This window comes from Nocardia sp. NPDC055165 (assembly GCF_053606985.1).
In genome coordinates this window covers 67605-86250 of sequence record NZ_JBSGSS010000019.1, presented here as the reverse complement: position 1 = coordinate 86250, position 18646 = coordinate 67605, and the positions used below count along the sequence as shown (strand labels likewise).

Here is an 18646-nt window from a genome sequence, read left to right as displayed (position 1 = left end):
TCCATTGTTCGAGCTGATAGAAATTTCGAGCTAGTAGATGTAGGCGGTGTGGGGAAGGTCGGTGACGGAGGTTCCGGCCCGAACGATGAATTCGCCGGGTTCGCTCTCCCAGCCGCTCGTGCCCCAGTGCTGGAAGGCGCGAGCGGGCAGGTCGATCGACACCGTGTGAGTCTCGCCGGGGGCGAGGCTGATGGTGGTGAAACCGGCGAGCCAGCGAACCGGACGGTCGATTGCGCTGTCCGGGCGCGAGAGATACACCTGGACAACCTGTTTGCCGGTTCGCTCACCGGTATTGGTCACCGTCAGCGCGACGGTGCGGCCCTCGACGGTGAGATCGCTGGTCTCCCAAGTGGTGTAGCCCAGACCGTGACCGAACGGGTAGGCCGGTTCGATGTCTGCCTTCAGCCACGCGCGGTAGCCGATGTGGATGCCCTCGGCGTAGTCGAGCACGCCGTCGACGGGGGTGGTGTCGAGCACGGGGACGTCGGCCATGGTCTTCGGCCACGTGGTCGGCAGCCGGCCGCCGGGTTCGGCGGTGCCGGTGAGGACATCGGCCAGCGCCGCGCCGAACTCCTGGCCGGGGAACCAGGCGAGCAGCACGGCGGCGACATCGTCGCGCCACGGCATCTCCACCGGCGCACCGGAGTTCACCACGACCACCGTGCGGGGGTTCACGGCGGCGATCGCCGAGACCAGCTCGTCCTGACGGCCGGGCAGCCGCAGCGAGGTGCGGTCGACGCCTTCGCTCTCGATCTGCTCGGTGGTGCCGACCACGACAACGGCCACCTCGGCGGCCGCTGCCTGTGTGACCGCGGCCGCGAACTCCTCGTCGTCGGCGCGCTGGGGACGGCGGATACCGAGCGTCGCGCCGAGGATGATGCCGAGGCCGGGCATCGCTTCCTCGATACTGGTCACCACCCGGACATCGACCTCCTCGCCGACGGCGAGCGCGCGCGTGACGTGGCGTTGCGGCGGGTTGAGCAGTGCGGCGGCCGGGTCGCCACTGTCGAGCACCATGTTCTCGTCGAGCACGGTCTCGCCGTCGAGGTCGAGCCGGATATGACCGACCCCGCCGAAACCGATCTGCCATTCTCCGGCCATGTCGGCGCGCAGGCGCGTGTGCAGCTCGATCGTGTTCGACTTCGCCGCGAGCTCATCGCCGAGTAGCACGAGTCGGCTCGTGGTCCGGTGTTGGGTGCCGAGCTCGGTCTCGTCCTTGAAATAGCGGGCCGACAAGCCGGGCTCGCCGGATTCGGGGTCGGTGATGAGGGCGAGCGGGGCGGGGATCAGCGCCTCGGACAGGTGGACGCCCGCGGTGTGTGTCAGCGGTCGTCGGCCGGTGAGACCTTCGACGGGCGTCGTCGTGTGGCCCGGGATGACGGTGGCGCTACCGCCGCCGAGGAACCGGGGTTCCCCCGCCGACGGGCCGAGCAGGGCGACACCGGTTTCCGGTGCGAGCGGCAGGATTCCGTCGTTGCGCACCAGGACCATCGCCTCGGCGGCGACCCGGCGAACCAGGTCCTGTGCCTGCTCGTCACTGAAAACTGGTGTGGGCTGGGGTGTTCCGTCGAGCGCGCCGACGCGGTGTGCGAATCGCAGGATGCGGCGGACTTTGTCGTCGATCACGGATTCGGCGATCTCGCCTGAGCGAACCTTCGCGGCCAGCGGCTCACCCCACAGGTACCAGGGCCCCGGCATGCACAGGTCGGTGCCGTTGGCCGCGCTCTCGGTGCTGCGGACCGCGGTCCAGTCCGAGACGACGACACCGTCGAATCGCCACGCGCCCTTGAGTGGTTCGTCGAGCAGCGGGTTCTCGGTCATGGTCGTGCCGTTGACCGAGTTGTAGGCGTCCATGAGCATCCACGCGCCCGCTTCCACGGTGCGTTCGAAGGGGTAGAGGTACAGCTCGTGCAGCGCGCGGTCGCCGACCCGCACGTCGACGGTGAAGCGGTCGGTCTCGGAGTCGTTGGCCACGTAGTGCTTCGGGCACGCGCTGACCCCGTGCGCCTGCACCGATCGCACGTAGGCGCCGGCCATCTCGGCGGTGAGCAGCGGATCCTCGGAAAAGCATTCGAAGTGCCTGCCGCCCAACGGCGAACGATGCAGGTTCATCGTCGGGCCGAGGACCGCGTAGACGTCCTTGCGGCGCGCTTCGGCGGCGATGAGGGCCCCGATCTCGGTGAGGAGTTCGGGATCCCAGGTCGCGGCGACCGCGGTGCCGGAAGGCAGGCTGACCGAGGGATCGCGTTCGTCCCAGTTCTCGCCACGCACCCCGGAGGGGCCGTCGGACACCGGCATCTCGGCGAGTCCGATCGCGGGGTCACCGGCCATCCGGAACAGGCCTGCGCCGGAGATCAGCCGGAGCTTGCCCTCCAGATCCAGCTCGGCGAGTAGCTCCTTGATGCGGTCTTCCATGAAGAGGCAGCCTTTCTTCGATCAGCGGGTGAGGGTGCTGGCCTGCTCGGACCAGTACGGGTTGTGCAGGAATTCGCCGGTGCCCGCGACGAATGCGCCACGGGCGGCCGGATCGTCGCGCAATTGGCCACAGAACCACGCTGCTGAGTAGCCGAGATAGCGATATACGCCTTCGGTGCAGCTGTAGTTGGTGCAGTCGGGCCGGCCCTGGATGTCGTTGTGCTGGGCGCCGACCAGCGCGGCGCGGGCCTTGGGCACCTGCGCGGGCAGGGCGTCGTAGTACGCCTGCATGGACTGCTCGCCGATCAGCTCGGGTGGCAGCTGCTGGGTCCCCGGCGAGACGCCGTCGGCCGAACCGTTGACCAGCAGCACCGAGCCCGAAGTGATCGCACTGGTGTCGACACAGGCGCTCTGGCCGTCGACCGTCGGCAGTGACGAACACACCGCGGCCAACGGCATCTCGAGCGTCACGGCGGTGTCGACCAGGCCGGACCCACGCGCGAGCGCGTTCAGCGCACCGAGACCGCCTTGGGAGTGACCCGCCGCTCCCACCGCATCGAGATCGATCTTGCCGTGGAAGACGCTGCTCGAGTCGTTGTTCTGCTCGGCGAGATAGCGCACGGCGTCGAGCATCTGCACGCCGGTTCCGGTGTCGGTCCGGTCGGCAGCGATCACGACGAATCCCCACGACGCGAGGTGTGCGAGCAGGTACGCGTATTCGCGTGGGTGCGCCATCGTGCCGTTGCCCCACGTGATGACCGGGTGGGCGCCCGCGCCGAGATTCGCCGGGTACCAGATGTCGTAGGTATCGCCGGTCGAGGTGCAGCAGTCGGCACCGGATCGCTGGGCCACCGACCATGGCCCCGGGCCGTAGTAGATCGCCTCGACCGGCGCGGCCGGCTGGTAGGACGGCGCGGCCGAGACCGGTGCCGTCGACACGGCCGCGGTCAGCGCGACGGCGGTCAGGGCGATGCGGGCGCCTCGATGCACCCGCTCGACAGTTCTGTTGCTCACGATCTCCGACGTTAAGCAGGTGAACAGGCATATAGGGCCCGCCACGTCGTCTTGCAGACATGTTGCAGACACCCGCGCGCGGGGCTCCCCGCGACGTATTCTCGGACTGATGAACGAGTCGACCCGCACCGGTGCGGACCTCGGATGACCGAGGTAGGTTCTGCGCTGCGCGCGGCACGAACGGCGGCGGGAATCAGTCTGCAGGGCATGTCCGCGCGCACGAACTATTCGAAGCCGTACCTGGGCCAGCTCGAGACCGGCGCCAGGATGGTGCGCGCCGAGCACGTGGCCGCGTACGCGTCGGCGCTGCACACTCCGCTGGATCATCTGCGCGACCGGCTCACCGTCGATTCGGTCAGCGAACTCGACGATTTGCCCACGCAGCTTTCGTCGCTGCTGCTGCCGCCCGTCGCGCACTCGCGCGGCGATCACCCCACCTTCGCCGCGACGGAGCTGTTGGACGCCGAGCAACTCGCCACCTGGGCGCGCGCCCGGCAGTGGGACGACGGACCGGCGCCGCGCCGCGCGGTGACGGCCTGGCTGACGGTGAATCTGCCGCGTTTGCAGCAGCTCTCGGCCGCGGGCGGGCATGGCCGCGCCTTCCGGGCCGGTGCCGAGCTGGCCGATATCGCGGCCGCCATGAGCTGGGACATGGAGGACGTCGTCGCCGGTCGCCGGTACTCGGTCGCCGCGGCACGGCTGTCGCATGCCGCGGGCGAGGAGGTGCTCACCGCCGCGATCCTCGCCGAAGCATCCTGGCAGCTCCTCGACAGCGGTAGGCCGGCCGAGGGGCTCGAGGTGGCCCAGCTCGCCCAGTATCTGGCGCGGCGTACCGCGACACCCCTGCTCCGGGTCGCACTCGCCGAGTTGGAGGCATACGCGCACGGCATTCTCGGTGATCATGCCGCGTTCCAGCGTGCGATTGTCATCGCGGCGGAATGCCGTTGCGAAGCCGCCGGGACAGTGGCCGGTGACAGCATTGCCGACCGGAGCCTCACCGCGGCCACCGTCGGCATGATTCTCGGACCGCGCCGGAATTGGCCGGGGCCCGGGCAGCAGTGGCGGCTGCTCGGCAACAGCTACCGTCACCTCATCGCTACCCGACCCGATTTGGCTCGCATCGGCTTCGGCGAGATGCACACGCCGCTGTCGCAGGATCTTGTGACACCGGAGACGGCCGCGATCTCCTCGGCACGCCTACAGCTGATGCTCGGCGAGCCTGAGCTGGCTGTCGACCACGTAGGTCTCGCCCTGTCGCTGTGCGGTCGACGACCGACGGGCCGTACCGCTGCCCGGCTGTCGGATTTCCTGCACGAGTCGACCGAGTTCGCCGAGGTCTCGAGGGTCGGCGAGGTCCGCACCAGCATTCGCGAGCTGGTCGCACGCTGAGTTCGCGTTCGACCGTCGGCAGGTACTCGGCCCCTAGCCGTTACCCGCGCTGGGACATCAGCAGGCCGATGATCCCGGACTCCTGGCTCTGTGTGCTGATCATGTCGCGGGCCGCCTGTTCGACCGGCCCACCGGTGGATATTCCGTCGAACGTCTGCGTCATGGCGATGCCGCCCTGGTGATGGCGGTACATCAGACGCAGGAACATCGTCTCCGCGTCGGCGCCGTGTGCCTCCGCGAGCGCGTCGAGGTCGGCGCGAGTGGCCATGCCGGGCATGGTCATCGACGAGGACGCGGCGGTGTGGTGACCGGTGGGCATCCACGACATCGGGTGCGGGTTGGTCGGGGTCGCCGCGGCCAACCGGAGCCAGCCGAGCATCATGCCGATCTCGAGGCGCTGGGCATCGGCGATCTGGTCGGCCAGCCGCCGCACGGTGGGATCGACATCGACGGCCAGGCGCTCGACCATGATGAGCGCCTGCTGATGGTGACCCGTCATGTCCTGCACGAAGCCGATCTCGGTAGGCGTCAATACCGGTGTGACGGTGGCGGTCTCGGAGAAGCAGAGCGGTCGGATGGCCGCGCCGACCACCAGCAGCAGCAGTACCGTCGCCGCACCCGCGGCGCCGAGCAGCACCCGCCGGGTCATGAGCCGACCGTCGACCGCTGATCGGTGGGCGGGGTGTACACCTCGGGCGACAGCTCCAAGGTGAGCAACCCGTTGTCGGCGCAGGCGGCCCAGAGCTGGTTGCCGCGCCACTCGGGAGCGGAGAAGCACCAGTCGGTGGAGAGGTCACCGAAGGCCACGTCACCGGTGCGCGAACTCCGCGCCTGCTCGGGATCGAGAACGCCCGCGTCGACGGCCTGCATCACCGATTGCGCGCTGAGCAGCGGCACTCCGATGATCGAGGCGAGCGCGTGCGGGGAGTTCCACAGTTCGCTGTTCTGACCGGTGCGCGCGGGCGGGTTGTAGTAGGCGATCTCGCGTACCCGGAGCGGGTCGCGGACGTCGAAAACCCGGATGCCGGAGGCGATCCAGCCACATGCGAGCGCGGTGGGGTTCACCGGGCGATCGGCGGAGCAGTAGTGGGCGTCGTAGGTGAAGATCGACCCACCCATCCCGGAGGCGAGCGCGCTGTCGCGATGTTGTTGCAGGTTGATCTCCAGCTTGATGGAGTTCACGATGCGTGGGTTGGTGTCGTCGGAGATGTCGATGAGTTTGACGCCGCCGGATCCGGCCTCGTCGGCGGTGAACAGGTAGGGCACGCCGTTGTAGGTGACGGGCACGTTCTGCTGCGTCGCCCAGCCATCGGTCCAGGTCAGCTGGGAGATGATCGGCACCTGCGGGTCGGGGTCGCGCCGCTGCACCGCACTGGTGTCGAGGACGGTGAGCCCGCCCATGTTGTTGGCCAGGTAGAGGCGGTTGCCGTCGGCGCGCAGGCCCATGCCGTGCATGGACTGCCCCGGCATGCCCTGCCAGATCACGCGGGGGTCGGCCGGATCGGTCAGGTCGACAGCGCTGACGATGCCGGGGACGACCCCTGATGCCCAGTAGGTGCGGCCGTCGGGGGAGAAGCCGCCCTCGTGCGCCGTGATCGGGACCGGCAGGCTCACGTCGGTGCCGGGTCCAGGGTTGAGCAGGCGCGGGTGCGCGCAGTCGGAGATGTCGTAGATCGAGATCAGTCCCGCTCCGGTGAACGCGGGAGCTCCGGTGCCGACGAGCAGCTTTCGCGCGGCGTTGACCTTGAGGCTCTCCCAGGTACCCGCCAGCATCGCGGGTTCGGTGAGCGTGGCGGTGAGCACCGGGTTCGCCGGATCGGCGACGTCGATCACCTGCACGCCTTGCGCGGGACCGAGCAGGTTGCCGGGGAAGAAGCTGCCGAGGTAGACGCAGTGATCGAACTGCGTCGAGGTGATGCCGGCGCCGCGGCCCGCGTAGCCGCCGATGCGGCTGATGTTGCAGCGGTAGCCCTGGGTGCTGCGGCCGCTGTCGCGTTCGGCGGCGGGTACGTCGCCCTGGAGGCCCGGTTCGGGGATCGCGTCGCCCGCACAGCTCGCGCGGGCGACGGCGGTATCGGCGAGGCCGCGGTCCTCCTGAACGACGGCAGGCGAGTCCGGTTGTGCGGTGCCGACGGCGTTGGGCACCACGAGCACGGCCGCGACTCCGATCAGCAAACAGTAACGCATTCTCATGGCTGACTCTCGTGCTCGGTGGCCAGGGTGACCAGTGCCGCCGCGGTCTGACGGCAGAAGCGCTCGCCGTCTTCGTCACCGCGGGTGAGCGCGCGCAAGAGGGTTGCGCCGCGCAGGAATTCGAAGATCAGGTCGGGATCGCAGGCAGGTTTGACCTGTCCGTTCACGATCGCCGCGTCGATGGTCGCGCGGATGGCGACCCTGGCCAGGCCTTCGCCGCGTTCCCGCAGGCGCTGGTAGCTCTGTTCGTCGTCGTGGTAGGCCGACAGCAGGCCGGGGATACCGGAGCGGGCCGCGGGATGGGTGGCCGCGGCGAAGAACAGTCGTGTCCAGGCCAGCAGGTCAGCGGCGATATCGCCGGTCGGCTGCGGGACGGCGCCGGTGTCGAGGGCGAAGATCGCGTCCTCGACGAGGTGGATCTTGTTGGGCCACCGACGGTAGATCGAGGTGGCGACCACCCCGGCTCGGCGCGCCACGCCCTGGATGGTCGTGGCCTGGAAACCCTGCTCCACCAACAACTCCTGAGTGGCTCGCAGCACCTGCTCGTCCAGCTGTGGGTCGCGCGGTCGGCCGGGTCCCTGTCGGGCCTCGCTCTTGTCGGTCACCGGTTGGTTCCTCCTTCGACGTGGGCTGAGCGTAGCCGAGGTCGAGCGTTTTTCAAAAACGCTTCATGGTGTATTCGAATTAGCTAATTTGAAACGTGTTCTACACGCTCTCTCGAAGGAAAATTCCATGCTGACTCCCCAGGACGAACTGCTCTGCCACCAACTGCCGACGACCTTCGACCACGTCGCCCAGAGCGATCTGCGCTGGACCGAACGCGTCGTGCTCTACGGCTTCGACACCACCGGCCGGGTCAGCGTCATGACCGGCATGGCGCGCTACCCCAACCGCAATGTGATGGACGCCTACGCGATGGTCACCATCGACGGCACGGCGCACGTGGCGCGGTTCTCGCGCGAGATCAGCGGCAAGTACGACGACCTGGGCGCCTGGCAGATCGGCCCCTACCGCTACGAGATCACCGAGCCGCTGCGCGGCGTGCGCGCGACCCTCGGCGACAACGACCACGGCCTGCGCCTGGAACTGAACTTCGCCGGCCAGTTCCCCGCCTATGAGCAGGAACCCGCCTTCTTCCGCACCCGTGGCCGGGTCCGTGAGGACGCCCGCCGCTATTACCAGAACGGTGAGATCTCCGGGTGGCTCGAGGTCGACGGCGAACGCATCGAGATCGATCCCGGCACGTGGTGGTTCGGCCGTGACCACTCGTGGGGCACCCGTCACGGCGGCGGTGGCGGCAGCCTCGGTGAGGGCGGCGGCTTGCAGCCTTCGGAGATTCCCGACGGCGTGCTGTACTTCATGGGCATCTTCCAGTTCGACGACGAGCTGGTGCATTTCGCGCAGCGCGAGACCGCCGACGGGCAGCGCTGGCACTTCGAGGGGTCGATCCAGCGCCCGATCGAGGCGGAAGTACCGACCGTGCCGATCGTCAGCGTGACCCATGACCTGAAGTTCCGTGACGACTTCCGGATCGTGTCGGAGGGCTCGTTCACCACCGACGCCGCCGACGGCAGCGTGCGTACCTTCGCCGTCACCGCACTGCACGATTTCTGGCCCGGTCTGGCCGGCTACGACATGTATCGTGGCTACGCGTCGGGGATCTGGAAGGGCGAGTCCTACAGCGACGGCTACACCGTAGATCTCTCCGATACCGCCGAACTGCGCCCGGTGAGCATGCTCACCGAGACTTTCGTCGAGGTCGAGTCCAGCGACGGCAAGGTGGGCTACGGCCTGGTCGAGATGGTGTTCATGGGCCGCAATGCCCGGTACGGGTACGAGGGCTACTGATGACTACTCGCCCCACCGCCGAGGACCTGCCGAGCGCTGTCGTTCCCGTGTTGCGCCACGGTTTTCCCGACGCCGAGTCCGCGCGGGTGACGAACTGGTCCGCCAGCCCGCGTGGTCTCGCCACCGAGACCTTCCTGTTCGACCTCGAACGGGAGGACACCGAGCCGGTCTCGCTGGTGCTGCGCCGCCCGCCCGAGGTGGCGCTGTTCCCCGACTACGACCTGTTGCGTCAGGTCCTGGTCATGCGCCGCCTGGCCGATACTCCGATCGCCGTTCCGGCGGTGCGGTGGCTCGAACGCGACGACACGACGCTGGGTAGCCCGTATTTCGTCATGGACCGCATCGATGGCTCGGCCCCGGGCGACCTGCCGTCCTACCACTCGGCGGGTCTGTACTTCGACGCCGAACCCGCCGATCGCGCCAAGATGTGGTGGGGCTGCGTCGACACTATCGCCGAGATCCACCAACTCGACTGGCGCACGCTGAACTTGGACTTCCTGTCCTTCCCGAAGTTCGGCGCGGCACCGCTGGAGCAGATGATCGGCTACGTCGATTCGGCGTTGGCCTGGGCGACCACCACCGAGCCGCCCGCGCTGCGGCGGGCCGTCGAATGGCTGCGCGCCAACCTCTACGAACCCGAACACGTCACCCTCTGCTGGGGCGACGCGCGTGTGTCGAACATCCTCTACGACAAAGAATTCCGCGTCGCGGGCGTGCTCGACTGGGAGATCGCCTACATCGGCGACCACGAGGCGGACCTCGCCTGGATGCTGTTCCTGGACTGGGCCTGCTCGGAATTCCAGGGAACCGAACGACTTCCGGGTACTCCCACCCGCGAGGAGTCGATCACCCGCTACGAGGAACGCAGCGGCATGAAGGTCCGCAACCTGCGCTACAACGAGGTGCTGGCCGCCGTCCTGCTCAGTATTCCGTTGCTGCGCATGGCCCATCGCCTGAACTTGGCGCCGGACATCGACATCACCGCATTCTGCACACAGCGGGTAGCGGAGTTGCTCGGCGACGAGTAGAAACGGTGCCGACTCGAACACGGGTCCGCGCGATTCGTGTTCGAGCGGCGGTCAGGTGAGCACGCGTTGGTGGCGGTCCTGGTCGAAGGTGGGCAGGGGGGCGCCGGTGCGCAGCACGCGGGCGATCGCGGGCTCGGCGAGATGCAGGCGGCCGATCGCCACCAGGTCGAATTCGCCGTCGGCGAGCCGTCGGTAGAGGCCGTCGAGCCCGGCCGGTTCGGGAATGCCCTGCTCGTGCAACGACGTGCTCAGTCCGACGCTGCCGACAGCCATGCTGTACGCGCCGGTCAGCTTCTTCGCCCAGCCCGCCAAGGTCAGGTCGCTGCCGTCGAAGGCCGGTCGGTCGAAGAACCTGCTGCTGGCGTCGAATACATCCACACCGGCCTCCGCCAAGGCGGTGAGGATCTGTTCCAGTTCGTCGGGATTCTCGGCGATGCGTGCGCCGTAGTCCTGTTGTTTGTGCTGGGAGAAGCGGTAGAAGATCGGCAGTCGCGGACCTATTTCCCGGCGGATCGCGCGCACGACCTCGACCGGAAAATTAACGCGTCTTGCCAGATCGCCGCCCCAGTGGTCGGTGCGTTGATTGGTGGCCTCCCAGAGGAACGCGTCGAGGAGATAGCCGTGGCCCGCGTGGACGGCGATGCCGTCGAAACCGACCGCCACCGCGTTGCGGGCCGAGCGTACGTAGGCGGCGATCACATCCTCGATGTCGTGTTCGGTCATGGGGGCGGTCGGTGCGCTCACCGTCGACAGGTAGCGCTGGGAGTACGTCGTGCGCCCGACCCGGCCCCACAGTCCCGAGGGGCGCAGGGGGGTGATCGCCGGGTCCACACGAGCCATCGCGCCCCACAGCGGGCCGACGTGCCACAGCTGCGGCACGATCTTGCCGCCTGCGCCGTGGACGCCGTCGACCACGCGACGCCACCCGGACAGGGCTGATTCGCCGTGTAGCCGAGGCACTTTCGTGCTGTCGACCGCTGTCGGATGATCGATCGCGACGCCTTCGGTGATGATCAGCCCGGTGCCGCCCTCGGCGCGCCTGCGGTAGTAGGCGGCGACGTCGTCACCGGGTGTGCCGCCGGGGGAGTGCTGCCGGGTCATCGGCGACATGACGATGCGGTTCGGCACTGTCAACGGCCCGATTCGCAGGGGAGTGAACAGGGCGTCGGCGGCGGTCATGCACCCACGCTCTCAGTGTTGGCAGCCCCGGGCAATCGGCAAGCCCGCTGAGCGGCATCCACGTGAATTATGTAACAGGTTACTATGTAATGATGCCCTCGGAAATCTCGCCCCGCCCCGGCAGGCCCCGCGACGCCGACAAGGATCTCGCGGTACTCATCGCCGCCAGGCAGTTGCTCGCCGAGGTCGGCTACGCGCAGGCGACGGTCGTCGCGATCGCCAAGCGCGCCGGGGTCAACACCCCCGCCATCTATCGCCGGTGGCCGACTCGTCAAGCGCTGCTCGAAGAGGCTGTTCACGGCCCCGGTGGGCACACGCTGCCAGAGCCGACCGGCGATCTCCGGGCCGATCTGGCGACCTGGGTGCGCGTCTTCCTGGCTCGCGCCGACAGTCCCGCCGCCCGTGCGGGCGTGCCGGGCCTGCTCGCCGATTCGCAGACCGAGGAGGCTCGCCGCAGGTTGCTCGCCATCGGCACTCCCGTGCGTAAGGCCTTCGCCGAGTTGCTGGGTAGCGCGGTCGACGACGGCCGGATCGCCCTCGGCGCCGATGTGGACCTGATCTTCGAGATCCTCTCGGGTACCACGACATTCCATGCGCTGCTGCGTGACGCCGAGGAGGGTGAAGACTTCGTCGCGCGCCTGGCCGACGCGTTGTATGTCCTGGCGTCCGCGGGGCGCTGAGGCGGCTGATCACCATGACTCAGGCGACGTTCCCTGCACCTGCTCAGCGGTGGCCGGTTCCGCCTCGGGCTCGGTTCGCAGACCCGCGCGCACATCGAAAAGCGGTACGGCGGTGAGTGGTCGCGCCCGGCCGCGCGCATGCGGGACGTGGTGCTCGCCATCAAAGCCGTGCTCGGGTCCTGGCAGGAGGGCACCCCGCTGCGTTTCGACGGCGAGTTCACCCGGCGATGCCACCGACCTTCGATCCCGGCCCGAATCCCTGTGGGCTGCCGCAGATCTGCCTCGGCGCGCTCGGCCCGATCATGACCAGGACCGCGGCCGAAGTGGCTGACGGGCTGCTGGTCATGCCGTTCAACAGCGCCCGGCATTTCACCGAACACACCATGCCCGCCATCGAGGAGGGGCTCGACCGCGCCGGGCGCGATGCCGCCGATCTGCACATCTATCCACAGGTGATCGTCGCGATGGGTCGCACGCCGGGTGAGCTGGCGGCCGCGGCCGTCGGTGCGCGCCGGCTGCTCGGCATCTACGGGTCGCGCCCCGCGTACCGCGCGGTCCTCGACGCCGAGGGCTGGGGTGAGCTGCAACCGGAATTGAACGCGCTGTCCAAGCGCGGCGAGGTCGCGGCGATGACCGACCTCATCGATCAGACGATGCTCGACACCTTGGCTGTGCACGGGACACCGGAGCAGTGCGCCGCGGCGATCATCGAACGCTTCGGTGCGTATGCCGACCGGATCTGTTGCTATTTCCCGGGTTACGACGTGTCCGACGAGTACATCGAGGACCTCGTCACCGCATTGCAGGTGCCGTGAGCATCCGGATCGAGGTCACCGACGGTGTCGCGGTGCTGACGCTGGATCGGCCCGAACGCCGCAACGCCTTCACGGGCGCGATGGGCCGGGCGATCGGCACGGCCTACCGCGAACTGGACGCCGACGACGCGGTGCGCGTCATCGTGCTCATCGGCGCGCCCCCGGCATTCTGCGTCGGCGCGGACATCGGTGGGGGTGACAGAACCTTCGACAAGCCCGACAGCGCGACGTTTTCCGCGTCTCCCGTCGACCCGCCCGCCTTCGCCCTGCGCAAACCGGTGATCGCCGCGGTGAACGGGCACGCGATCGGCATCGGCCTGACCATCGCCATGCAGGCCGACATTCGCATCGTCGCCGAGGACGCGCGCTACGCCATTCCCCAAGTGCGGCTGGGTGTTCTGCCCGACGCGATGGCACATTGGACGGTGGCCAAGAAGTGTCATGGGTGGACCCGATGCGGGCGAGGGCATGCGTGCCCGCGCCGACCGGTCTGGTCGGCGCGGTTGTCGCGCGATTGGCGGGGATTCCGACCACCGATGTGATGGCTGCCTTCGCCCGTGAATGTCGCGCGGCGGGCGCTGAGCCTGTTTCGCGAGTCGGTCGACTGCGGTTGCGCCGCAATCGGTTTCAGCGCCGGGTGTCGGCCTCGCGTTGCCGCCACTGGCGGGGGCTGACCCCGTACTTCGCACTGAACCACCGCGAGAAGTTGCTCACCGACGAAAAGCCGAGCAGGTCACCTACTTCGGTGAGGGAGTGGCGGCGGTTGGCCACCATCCGCTCGGCCAGTGCCCCGCGGATCTCGTCGACCATCGAGGTGAATGTCGTGCCGTCCTGGGCGAGCTTGCGGTGAACCGTGCGCCGGTCGACCCCGAGGCTGCGCGCCACCTGTTCGACGGTGCACCGGCCTGTCGGCAACAGCAGTTCGACGAGTTCGCGGACCCGGTCGGCGACCGTGGCCTCCCGCGAGGGCGCCATCGCGCCGAGCAACTGCTGCGTGTAGGCGTGCAGCAGCGGGTCGGCCATCGCGTTCTCCGCGTCGAGATCGCTGCTGTAGGTGAGGATTCCGTCGAAATCCTGATCGAACTCGACATGCGGGCCGAACATCTTGAGGTAGGTGGTGCTCTCGCGCGGGGCGGGGTGGGAGAAGCACACCTGCATCGGCCGCCAGGTGGGTCCGACGAAACCGCGGAGCAATCCGTGCAGCACCCCGGTGGTGAGTTCGACGGCCTGCCGCACGGGCACCGCTCGGCCGACGTCCACGCGCACCCGAATGGTGGCCATGCCGTTCGCCTCGATGACCTCGGTGTGCAGCGCCTCGTTGTACATGTGCTCGTGGCGCGACAGCAACCGCAGCGCGCTGCGCACGTCCGGTTCCTCGCGGATGACCAGGCTCAACGGGCCGAGGTTGGAGAAGCGGCGCAGCTGCGCCAATCGCACACCGAAGTCCTCGCGGCCGGATTCGGCGGCCGAGCGTTCCAGTAGCTCGGCGACGGCTGCGGCCGGAATCCAGCGGTCCTGCGTGCCGAAACCGGCCGGGTCGAGTCCGCAATCGCGGATCAGCCGGGCCGGTTCGAGCCCGAGCGAGCGCGCCAGTTCGACGTAGTCGTTCAGTGACGCGTACCTGGACAACGGCTTCATCCGACACCTCCTCGCTGTCCCGAAATGAATAGTTTTCTGTCCCGTGAGGGCAAATATTTCGGTGTGACCCACCCTACAGTTAGCTGCATCACACAGGAGGAGATGGCAGTGGCACACGCAATTCGATTCGCTGAAACCGGTGGTCCCGACGTGATGCGGTGGGAGTCCACCGAGGTCGGTGAGCCGGGGCCGGGCCAGGTCCGGATCCGGCACGAGGCGGTCGGTCTCAACTTCGCCGACACGTATTTCCGCACCGGTCTGTACCCGGCGGCGTTGCCTGCGGGCCTCGGCGTGGAGGGGGCGGGCGTCATCGAAGCCGCCGGCCCCGGCGTCGATTTCGCGCCCGGTGACCGCGTCACCTACACCGGCAGCCCGCTCGGCGCGTACAGCACCGAACGGATCATGCCCGCCGAGCACCTGATCGCCCTGCCCGACGCGATCGCGTTCGACACCGCGGCCGCGACCACCATGCGCGGCCTGACCACCGCCTACCTGTTGCGCCGCATCCATCCGCTGCGTGCGGGCGACACGGTGCTCCTGCACGCGGCGGCGGGTGGGGTCGGTCAGCTGTTCACCCAGTGGGCGAAACTGCTCGGGGTCAGTGTGATCGGCACCGTCTCCAGCGAGGAGAAGGCGGCGGTCGCCCGCGCCAACGGCTGCGACCACGTGGTGATCTACACCCGCGAGGACGTCGCGACCCGGGTCCGTGAAATCACCGACGGCGCGGGCGTTCCCGTGGTCTACGACAGCATCGGCAAGACCACCTACCAGTCCTCGATCGACTCCCTCGCCCGGCGCGGGCTGCTGGTGTGCTTCGGCACCGCCTCGGGTCCGGTGCCGCCGATCGAGCCGATGCAGCTGGCCGTGAAGGGCTCGCTGTTCGTCACCCGGCCCGCGCTCGCGGACTACATCGCCGACCCGGCCGAACGCGCCGAACTGGCCGGTGAACTGCACGACCACCTCACCGCGGGGCGCCTGCGGGTCGAGATCAATCAGCGCTACGAACTCCCGAACGCCGTCCAGGCCCATCGCGACCTCGAAGCGGGCCGCAGCGTCGGCGCGTCGGTCTTCGCGATCTGACGCGCCCACCGGAAAGGAACAAGCCAATGACCGTTCGAACCGCGATCCACGCGGTGCCGCTGACCGCGACCATCGGCGCGCAACTGCACGGGGTGAGCCTCGCCGAGGTCGCCGTCGACGACGCCCTGTTCGCCGAACTGCGCACCCTGCTGCTGCGCCACAAGGTGCTCTTCGTCCGCGACCAGGACATCACCCGCGCCGAACACGTCGCCCTCGCTGAACGTTTCGGCCCGCTCGAGGACCACCCGGCCCTCGGCAGCGATCCCGACCACCCTGGTCTCGTCCGCATCTACAAGGACCTCGACAGTGCGCCCGAGCACTACGAGAACGCCTACCACTGCGATGCCACCTGGCGGGTCAATCCGCCGATGGGCGCCGTGCTGCGCTGCGTGGAAACGCCGCCCGTCGGCGGCGACACCATCTGGGTGAACATGGTCGAGGCGTACAAGCGGCTGCCGCAGTCGGTGAAATCCCAGATCGCGCATCTGCGGGCCCGGCACAGTATCGAGGCGAGTTTCGGCGCCGCGCTCACGGAGGAGAAGCGGCTCGCCCTGCACGAGCGTTTCCCCGATGCCGAACATCCGGTGGTGCGCACTCACCCGGACACCGGCGAGGACATTCTGTTCGTCAATTCCTTCACGACGCATCTGGTCAACTACCACACGCCGGAGAACATCCGATTCGGCGCCGACTACGCGCCGGGCGCGAGCGAACTGCTCAATTACCTGATGCGCCAGGCGAGTATCCCCGAATACCAGGTGCGCTGGCGCTGGGCCGAGAACAGCTTCGCGATCTGGGACAACCGGTGCACCCAGCACTACGCGGTCCAGGACTACTGGCCCGCCGTCCGCAAGATGGAACGTGCCGGGATCGTCGGCGACCGTCCCTTCTGACATTCCCTTTTTCGATAACCCCCGCAATTCCGATCGGAGTACCCCCATGCATTTTCACGACGACGCACTGTTCCCGGAGAACCAGGAAAAGCTGGTCATCACCGTCGCACCGTACGGCCCGGAATGGGAACTCGACGACTTCCGCGACGACCTGCCGCTGACCATGGACGAGCACGTCCAGGCGGCTGTGGACTGCTACGAAGCCGGCGCCACCGTGCTGCACATCCATGTGCGTGAACTCGATGGCAAGGGCTCCAAGCGCCTGTCGAAGTTCAACGAGCTGCTCGGCCGCCTGCGCGAGGCCGTGCCGGACATGATCCTGCAGGTGGGCGGCTCGATCTCGTTCTCGCCCGAAGGTGAAGGCGCCGACGCGAAATGGCTCACCGACGATGCCCGGCACATGCTGGCCGAGCTCGATCCCAAGCCCGATCAGGTCACCATCGCGATCAACACCAGTCAGATGAACATCGTCGAGCTGATGACCCAGGACGACATCGCGGGCACCTCCTTCGAGCGGCCCGAGGTGTACGAGGCCTATCGCGAGATGTTCGTCCCGGCGGGTCCGACCTGGGTCGCCGAACACCTGAAGCGACTGCAGGCCAACGGCATTCAGCCACACTTCCAGCTGTCGAGCATCCCGCAGCTCGAGACCGTGGAGCGGCTGATCCGGCGCGGCGTCTACACCGGCCCGCTCATGCTCACCTGGGTCGGCATCGGCGGCGGCTTCGACGGGCCGAACCCCTACAACATGATGGAGTTCATCCGTCGCACCCCCGACGGCGCCGTGCTCACCCTGGAGACGCTGATGCGCAGCGTGCTGCCGGTGAACACGATGGCCATCGCCATGGGTCTGCACGCGCGCTGCGGCAACGAGGACACCCTGTGGGGTCGCAAGGGCGAGAAGATGACCTCGGTCCAGCAGGTCCAGCAGCTGGTCCGGATCGCCGGAGAGCTCGGCCGTGAGGTCGCCACCGGCAAGGAAGCGCGCGAGATCTACAAACTCGACGAGCACTACGCCGACGCCGACGAGACGCTCGCCAAGCTCGGGTTCGCCCCGAATCGCCAGCCGGGCCAGGTCGGGTTCACCCACCACGCCTGACCCTTCCCCTTCTCGACAACCCGGTGGACGTCAGCGACGACGTCCACCGGTTCGCAGGAGCACCCATGGACCTCACCACCACCGCCGCGAAGCCCGCGCCGGCGCCGAGCCGTTCCTCGACCATTCGCCGCAACTATCCCTGGCTGGTGTTCGCACTGGCTTTCGGCCTGCTACTGGCCGACTACATGTCCCGACAAGTGTTGAGCGCGGTCTTTCCGTTCCTGAAAACCGAATGGACGCTGTCGGATTCGCAGTTGGCGTCGCTGAGCAGTGTGGTCGCGCTGATGGTCGGGTTGCTCACCCTGCCGCTGTCGGTGCTGGCCGACCGGTGGGGCCGGGTCAAGAGCCTGGTGCTGATGGCCGTGGTGTGGAGTATCGCGACGCTGGTGTGCGCACTGGCCGACAACTATCCGCAGATGCTGGCCGCGCGTTTCTTCGTCGGCGTCGGGGAGGCCGCGTACGGCAGCGTCGGCATCGCGCTGGTGCTCAGTGTGTTCGCCGCGCGGCGGCATGCCGCGCTGAGCGGCGCGTTCATGGCCGGTGGTTCGTTCGGATCGGTGCTCGGTGTCGCCGCGGGCGGCGTGATCGCCGTGCACCTGGGGTGGCGGTGGTCGTTCGCGACGATGGCGGTGTTCGGGCTCGTGCTGGCCGTGGCGTTCTGGGTGGTGGTCAAGGAGCAGCGCAACGCCGAACACGCGGCCGAACCCACTCCCGAAGTCGCCTTCCGTGCGCCGATTTCGACGCTGTTCACCAATCCGGCGGTGCTGTGCGCCTATGTGGGCAGTGGGTTGCAGATGTTCACCGCCGCGGTGCTGCTGTCGTGGATGCCCAGCTTCTTCAACCGCTACTACGGGCTGGCCCCGGACCGAGCCGCGGGTCTGGCGGCCGTGATCGTGACACTCGTCGGCACCGGCATGGTGGTGTGCGGGGTGATCACCGACCGGGTCGGGCGTTCGGAGATGGCCCGCAAGTGGACCACCGCGATCGTGTTCTGCCTGACCTCGCTCGTCACCCTCGGCATCGGATTCAACCTGAGTACCGGTGCGCCGCAACTGATTCTGCTCGGCATCGGCGCGTTCTTCGCCGGCGGCTCGGCCGGTCCCACCGTCGCCATGGTCGCCAACCTCACCCACCCTTCGGTTCGCGCTTCGGCGTTCGGCACCCTCACCCTCGCCAACAGTCTGCTCGGACTGGCGCTCGGCCCGTTCGTCGTCGGCGTGCTCGCCGATCATCTCGGGCTGCGGGACGCGCTGCGCATCACCCCGGTCGTGTCGGTGCTCGCCATCGCCGCCCTGCTCCTCGGCCGCCGGATGTACCCGATCGGTCTGCGCAAGCTCGCCTCCGTCCATGCGTCGGCTCCGCACTGATCCCGTCG

Annotated in this window: 15 protein-coding genes and 2 pseudogenes; 10 read left to right on the top strand and 7 right to left on the bottom strand. The window is 68.2% G+C overall.

From position 1 onward, the window contains the following. Positions 1-30 precede the first annotated feature (30 nt). Together ACWFRF_RS30400 and ACWFRF_RS30395 are read right to left on the bottom strand one after the other, a co-directional pair. Positions 31-2415: a beta-glucosidase gene (locus tag ACWFRF_RS30400; protein WP_452453561.1), complete on the bottom strand. Its 2385-nt coding sequence runs from the start codon at positions 2413-2415 to the stop codon at positions 31-33. Between the two features lie 21 nt (positions 2416-2436). Continuing rightward, on the bottom strand, positions 2437-3429 hold the full coding sequence (locus tag ACWFRF_RS30395; protein WP_379314279.1) for a poly(ethylene terephthalate) hydrolase family protein: 993 nt from the start codon (positions 3427-3429) through the stop codon (positions 2437-2439). A 144-nt stretch (positions 3430-3573) separates the two neighbouring features. Here ACWFRF_RS30395 and ACWFRF_RS30390 point away from each other — a divergent pair, with 144 nt between their 5' ends. Then, entirely contained in the window at positions 3574-4818 is a 1245-nt protein-coding gene (locus tag ACWFRF_RS30390) for a helix-turn-helix domain-containing protein (RefSeq protein WP_452453559.1), read from the top strand. A gap of 40 nt (positions 4819-4858) precedes the next feature. Here ACWFRF_RS30390 and ACWFRF_RS30385 read toward each other — a convergent pair whose 3' ends face one another. The 3 genes from ACWFRF_RS30385 to ACWFRF_RS30375 are packed head-to-tail and all read right to left on the bottom strand — an operon-like array spanning position 4859 to position 7616. Next, the gene (locus tag ACWFRF_RS30385) at positions 4859-5467 is read right to left on the bottom strand and encodes a DUF305 domain-containing protein (protein ID WP_379318016.1); all 609 of its coding nucleotides are present in this window, start codon (positions 5465-5467) and stop codon (positions 4859-4861) included. Then, positions 5464-7011 (bottom strand): LVIVD repeat-containing protein, encoded by a 1548-nt coding sequence (locus ACWFRF_RS30380; protein ID WP_452453557.1) that lies wholly within the window; start codon positions 7009-7011, stop codon positions 5464-5466. The genes ACWFRF_RS30385 and ACWFRF_RS30380 overlap by 4 nt, the downstream gene beginning before the upstream one ends. Next, positions 7008-7616, bottom strand: a complete 609-nt coding sequence (locus ACWFRF_RS30375; protein ID WP_452453555.1) for a TetR/AcrR family transcriptional regulator — start codon at positions 7614-7616, stop codon at positions 7008-7010. Before ACWFRF_RS30375 ends, ACWFRF_RS30380 begins: the two co-directional genes overlap by 4 nt. Before the next feature lie 127 nt (positions 7617-7743). Here ACWFRF_RS30375 and ACWFRF_RS30370 point away from each other — a divergent pair, with 127 nt between their 5' ends. Beyond that, entirely contained in the window at positions 7744-8859 is a 1116-nt protein-coding gene (locus ACWFRF_RS30370; protein WP_379318220.1) for a hypothetical protein, read from the top strand. Beyond that, on the top strand, positions 8859-9887 hold the full coding sequence (locus ACWFRF_RS30365; protein ID WP_452453553.1) for a phosphotransferase family protein: 1029 nt from the start codon (positions 8859-8861) through the stop codon (positions 9885-9887). The genes ACWFRF_RS30370 and ACWFRF_RS30365 overlap by 1 nt, the downstream gene beginning before the upstream one ends. A gap of 51 nt (positions 9888-9938) precedes the next feature. Here ACWFRF_RS30365 and ACWFRF_RS30360 read toward each other — a convergent pair whose 3' ends face one another. After that, positions 9939-11066, bottom strand: coding sequence for an NADH:flavin oxidoreductase (locus tag ACWFRF_RS30360; RefSeq protein ID WP_452453551.1), 1128 nt, complete (start codon positions 11064-11066; stop codon positions 9939-9941). A 92-nt stretch (positions 11067-11158) separates the two neighbouring features. On the opposite strand from ACWFRF_RS30360, the gene ACWFRF_RS30355 reads away from it, so the two are divergent. From ACWFRF_RS30355 to ACWFRF_RS30345, 3 genes and pseudogenes are all read left to right on the top strand, one after another. Continuing rightward, positions 11159-11746, top strand: a complete 588-nt coding sequence (locus ACWFRF_RS30355; RefSeq protein WP_452453550.1) for a TetR/AcrR family transcriptional regulator — start codon at positions 11159-11161, stop codon at positions 11744-11746. Between the two features lie 33 nt (positions 11747-11779). After that, positions 11780-12561: pseudogene (locus tag ACWFRF_RS30350) on the top strand (TIGR03617 family F420-dependent LLM class oxidoreductase); the annotation flags it as partial. Further along, positions 12558-12989, top strand: a pseudogene (locus ACWFRF_RS30345) (enoyl-CoA hydratase/isomerase family protein); the annotation flags it as partial. The pseudogenes ACWFRF_RS30350 and ACWFRF_RS30345, both read left to right, overlap by 4 nt. Positions 12990-13188: 199 nt before the next feature. Here ACWFRF_RS30345 and ACWFRF_RS30340 read toward each other — a convergent pair. After that, positions 13189-14199, bottom strand: a complete 1011-nt coding sequence (locus tag ACWFRF_RS30340; RefSeq protein ID WP_452453548.1) for an AraC family transcriptional regulator — start codon at positions 14197-14199, stop codon at positions 13189-13191. Positions 14200-14307: 108 nt separating this feature from the next. On the opposite strand from ACWFRF_RS30340, the gene ACWFRF_RS30335 reads away from it, so the two are divergent. The 4 genes from ACWFRF_RS30335 (at position 14308) to ACWFRF_RS30320 (ending at position 18638) form a co-directional block, all read left to right on the top strand. Continuing rightward, complete coding sequence (locus tag ACWFRF_RS30335; RefSeq protein ID WP_452453546.1) at positions 14308-15279, top strand: quinone oxidoreductase family protein; 972 nt, start codon at positions 14308-14310, stop codon at positions 15277-15279. Between the two features lie 26 nt (positions 15280-15305). Then, complete coding sequence (locus tag ACWFRF_RS30330) at positions 15306-16172, top strand: TauD/TfdA dioxygenase family protein (protein WP_452453544.1); 867 nt, start codon at positions 15306-15308, stop codon at positions 16170-16172. Between the two features lie 46 nt (positions 16173-16218). Beyond that, entirely contained in the window at positions 16219-17271 is a 1053-nt protein-coding gene (locus tag ACWFRF_RS30325; protein ID WP_452453542.1) for a 3-keto-5-aminohexanoate cleavage protein, read from the top strand. A 65-nt stretch (positions 17272-17336) separates the two neighbouring features. Beyond that, the gene (locus tag ACWFRF_RS30320; protein WP_452453540.1) at positions 17337-18638 is read left to right on the top strand and encodes an MFS transporter; all 1302 of its coding nucleotides are present in this window, start codon (positions 17337-17339) and stop codon (positions 18636-18638) included. The last annotated feature ends 8 nt before the right edge of the window (positions 18639-18646 follow it).

Coding starts and splice junctions, on each gene's coding strand:
- ACWFRF_RS30400 (WP_452453561.1), bottom strand. CDS start 2,415: ATGGAAGACCGCATCAAGGAGCTACTCGCCGAGCTGGATCTGGAGGGC.
- ACWFRF_RS30390 (WP_452453559.1), top strand. CDS start 3,574: ATGACCGAGGTAGGTTCTGCGCTGCGCGCGGCACGAACGGCGGCGGGA.
- ACWFRF_RS30385 (WP_379318016.1), bottom strand. CDS start 5,467: ATGACCCGGCGGGTGCTGCTCGGCGCCGCGGGTGCGGCGACGGTACTG.
- ACWFRF_RS30380 (WP_452453557.1), bottom strand. CDS start 7,011: ATGAGAATGCGTTACTGTTTGCTGATCGGAGTCGCGGCCGTGCTCGTG.
- ACWFRF_RS30370 (WP_379318220.1), top strand. CDS start 7,744: ATGCTGACTCCCCAGGACGAACTGCTCTGCCACCAACTGCCGACGACC.
- ACWFRF_RS30365 (WP_452453553.1), top strand. CDS start 8,859: ATGACTACTCGCCCCACCGCCGAGGACCTGCCGAGCGCTGTCGTTCCC.
- ACWFRF_RS30360 (WP_452453551.1), bottom strand. CDS start 11,066: ATGACCGCCGCCGACGCCCTGTTCACTCCCCTGCGAATCGGGCCGTTG.
- ACWFRF_RS30355 (WP_452453550.1), top strand. CDS start 11,159: ATGCCCTCGGAAATCTCGCCCCGCCCCGGCAGGCCCCGCGACGCCGAC.
- ACWFRF_RS30340 (WP_452453548.1), bottom strand. CDS start 14,199: ATGAAGCCGTTGTCCAGGTACGCGTCACTGAACGACTACGTCGAACTG.
- ACWFRF_RS30330 (WP_452453544.1), top strand. CDS start 15,306: ATGACCGTTCGAACCGCGATCCACGCGGTGCCGCTGACCGCGACCATC.
- ACWFRF_RS30325 (WP_452453542.1), top strand. CDS start 16,219: ATGCATTTTCACGACGACGCACTGTTCCCGGAGAACCAGGAAAAGCTG.
- ACWFRF_RS30320 (WP_452453540.1), top strand. CDS start 17,337: ATGGACCTCACCACCACCGCCGCGAAGCCCGCGCCGGCGCCGAGCCGT.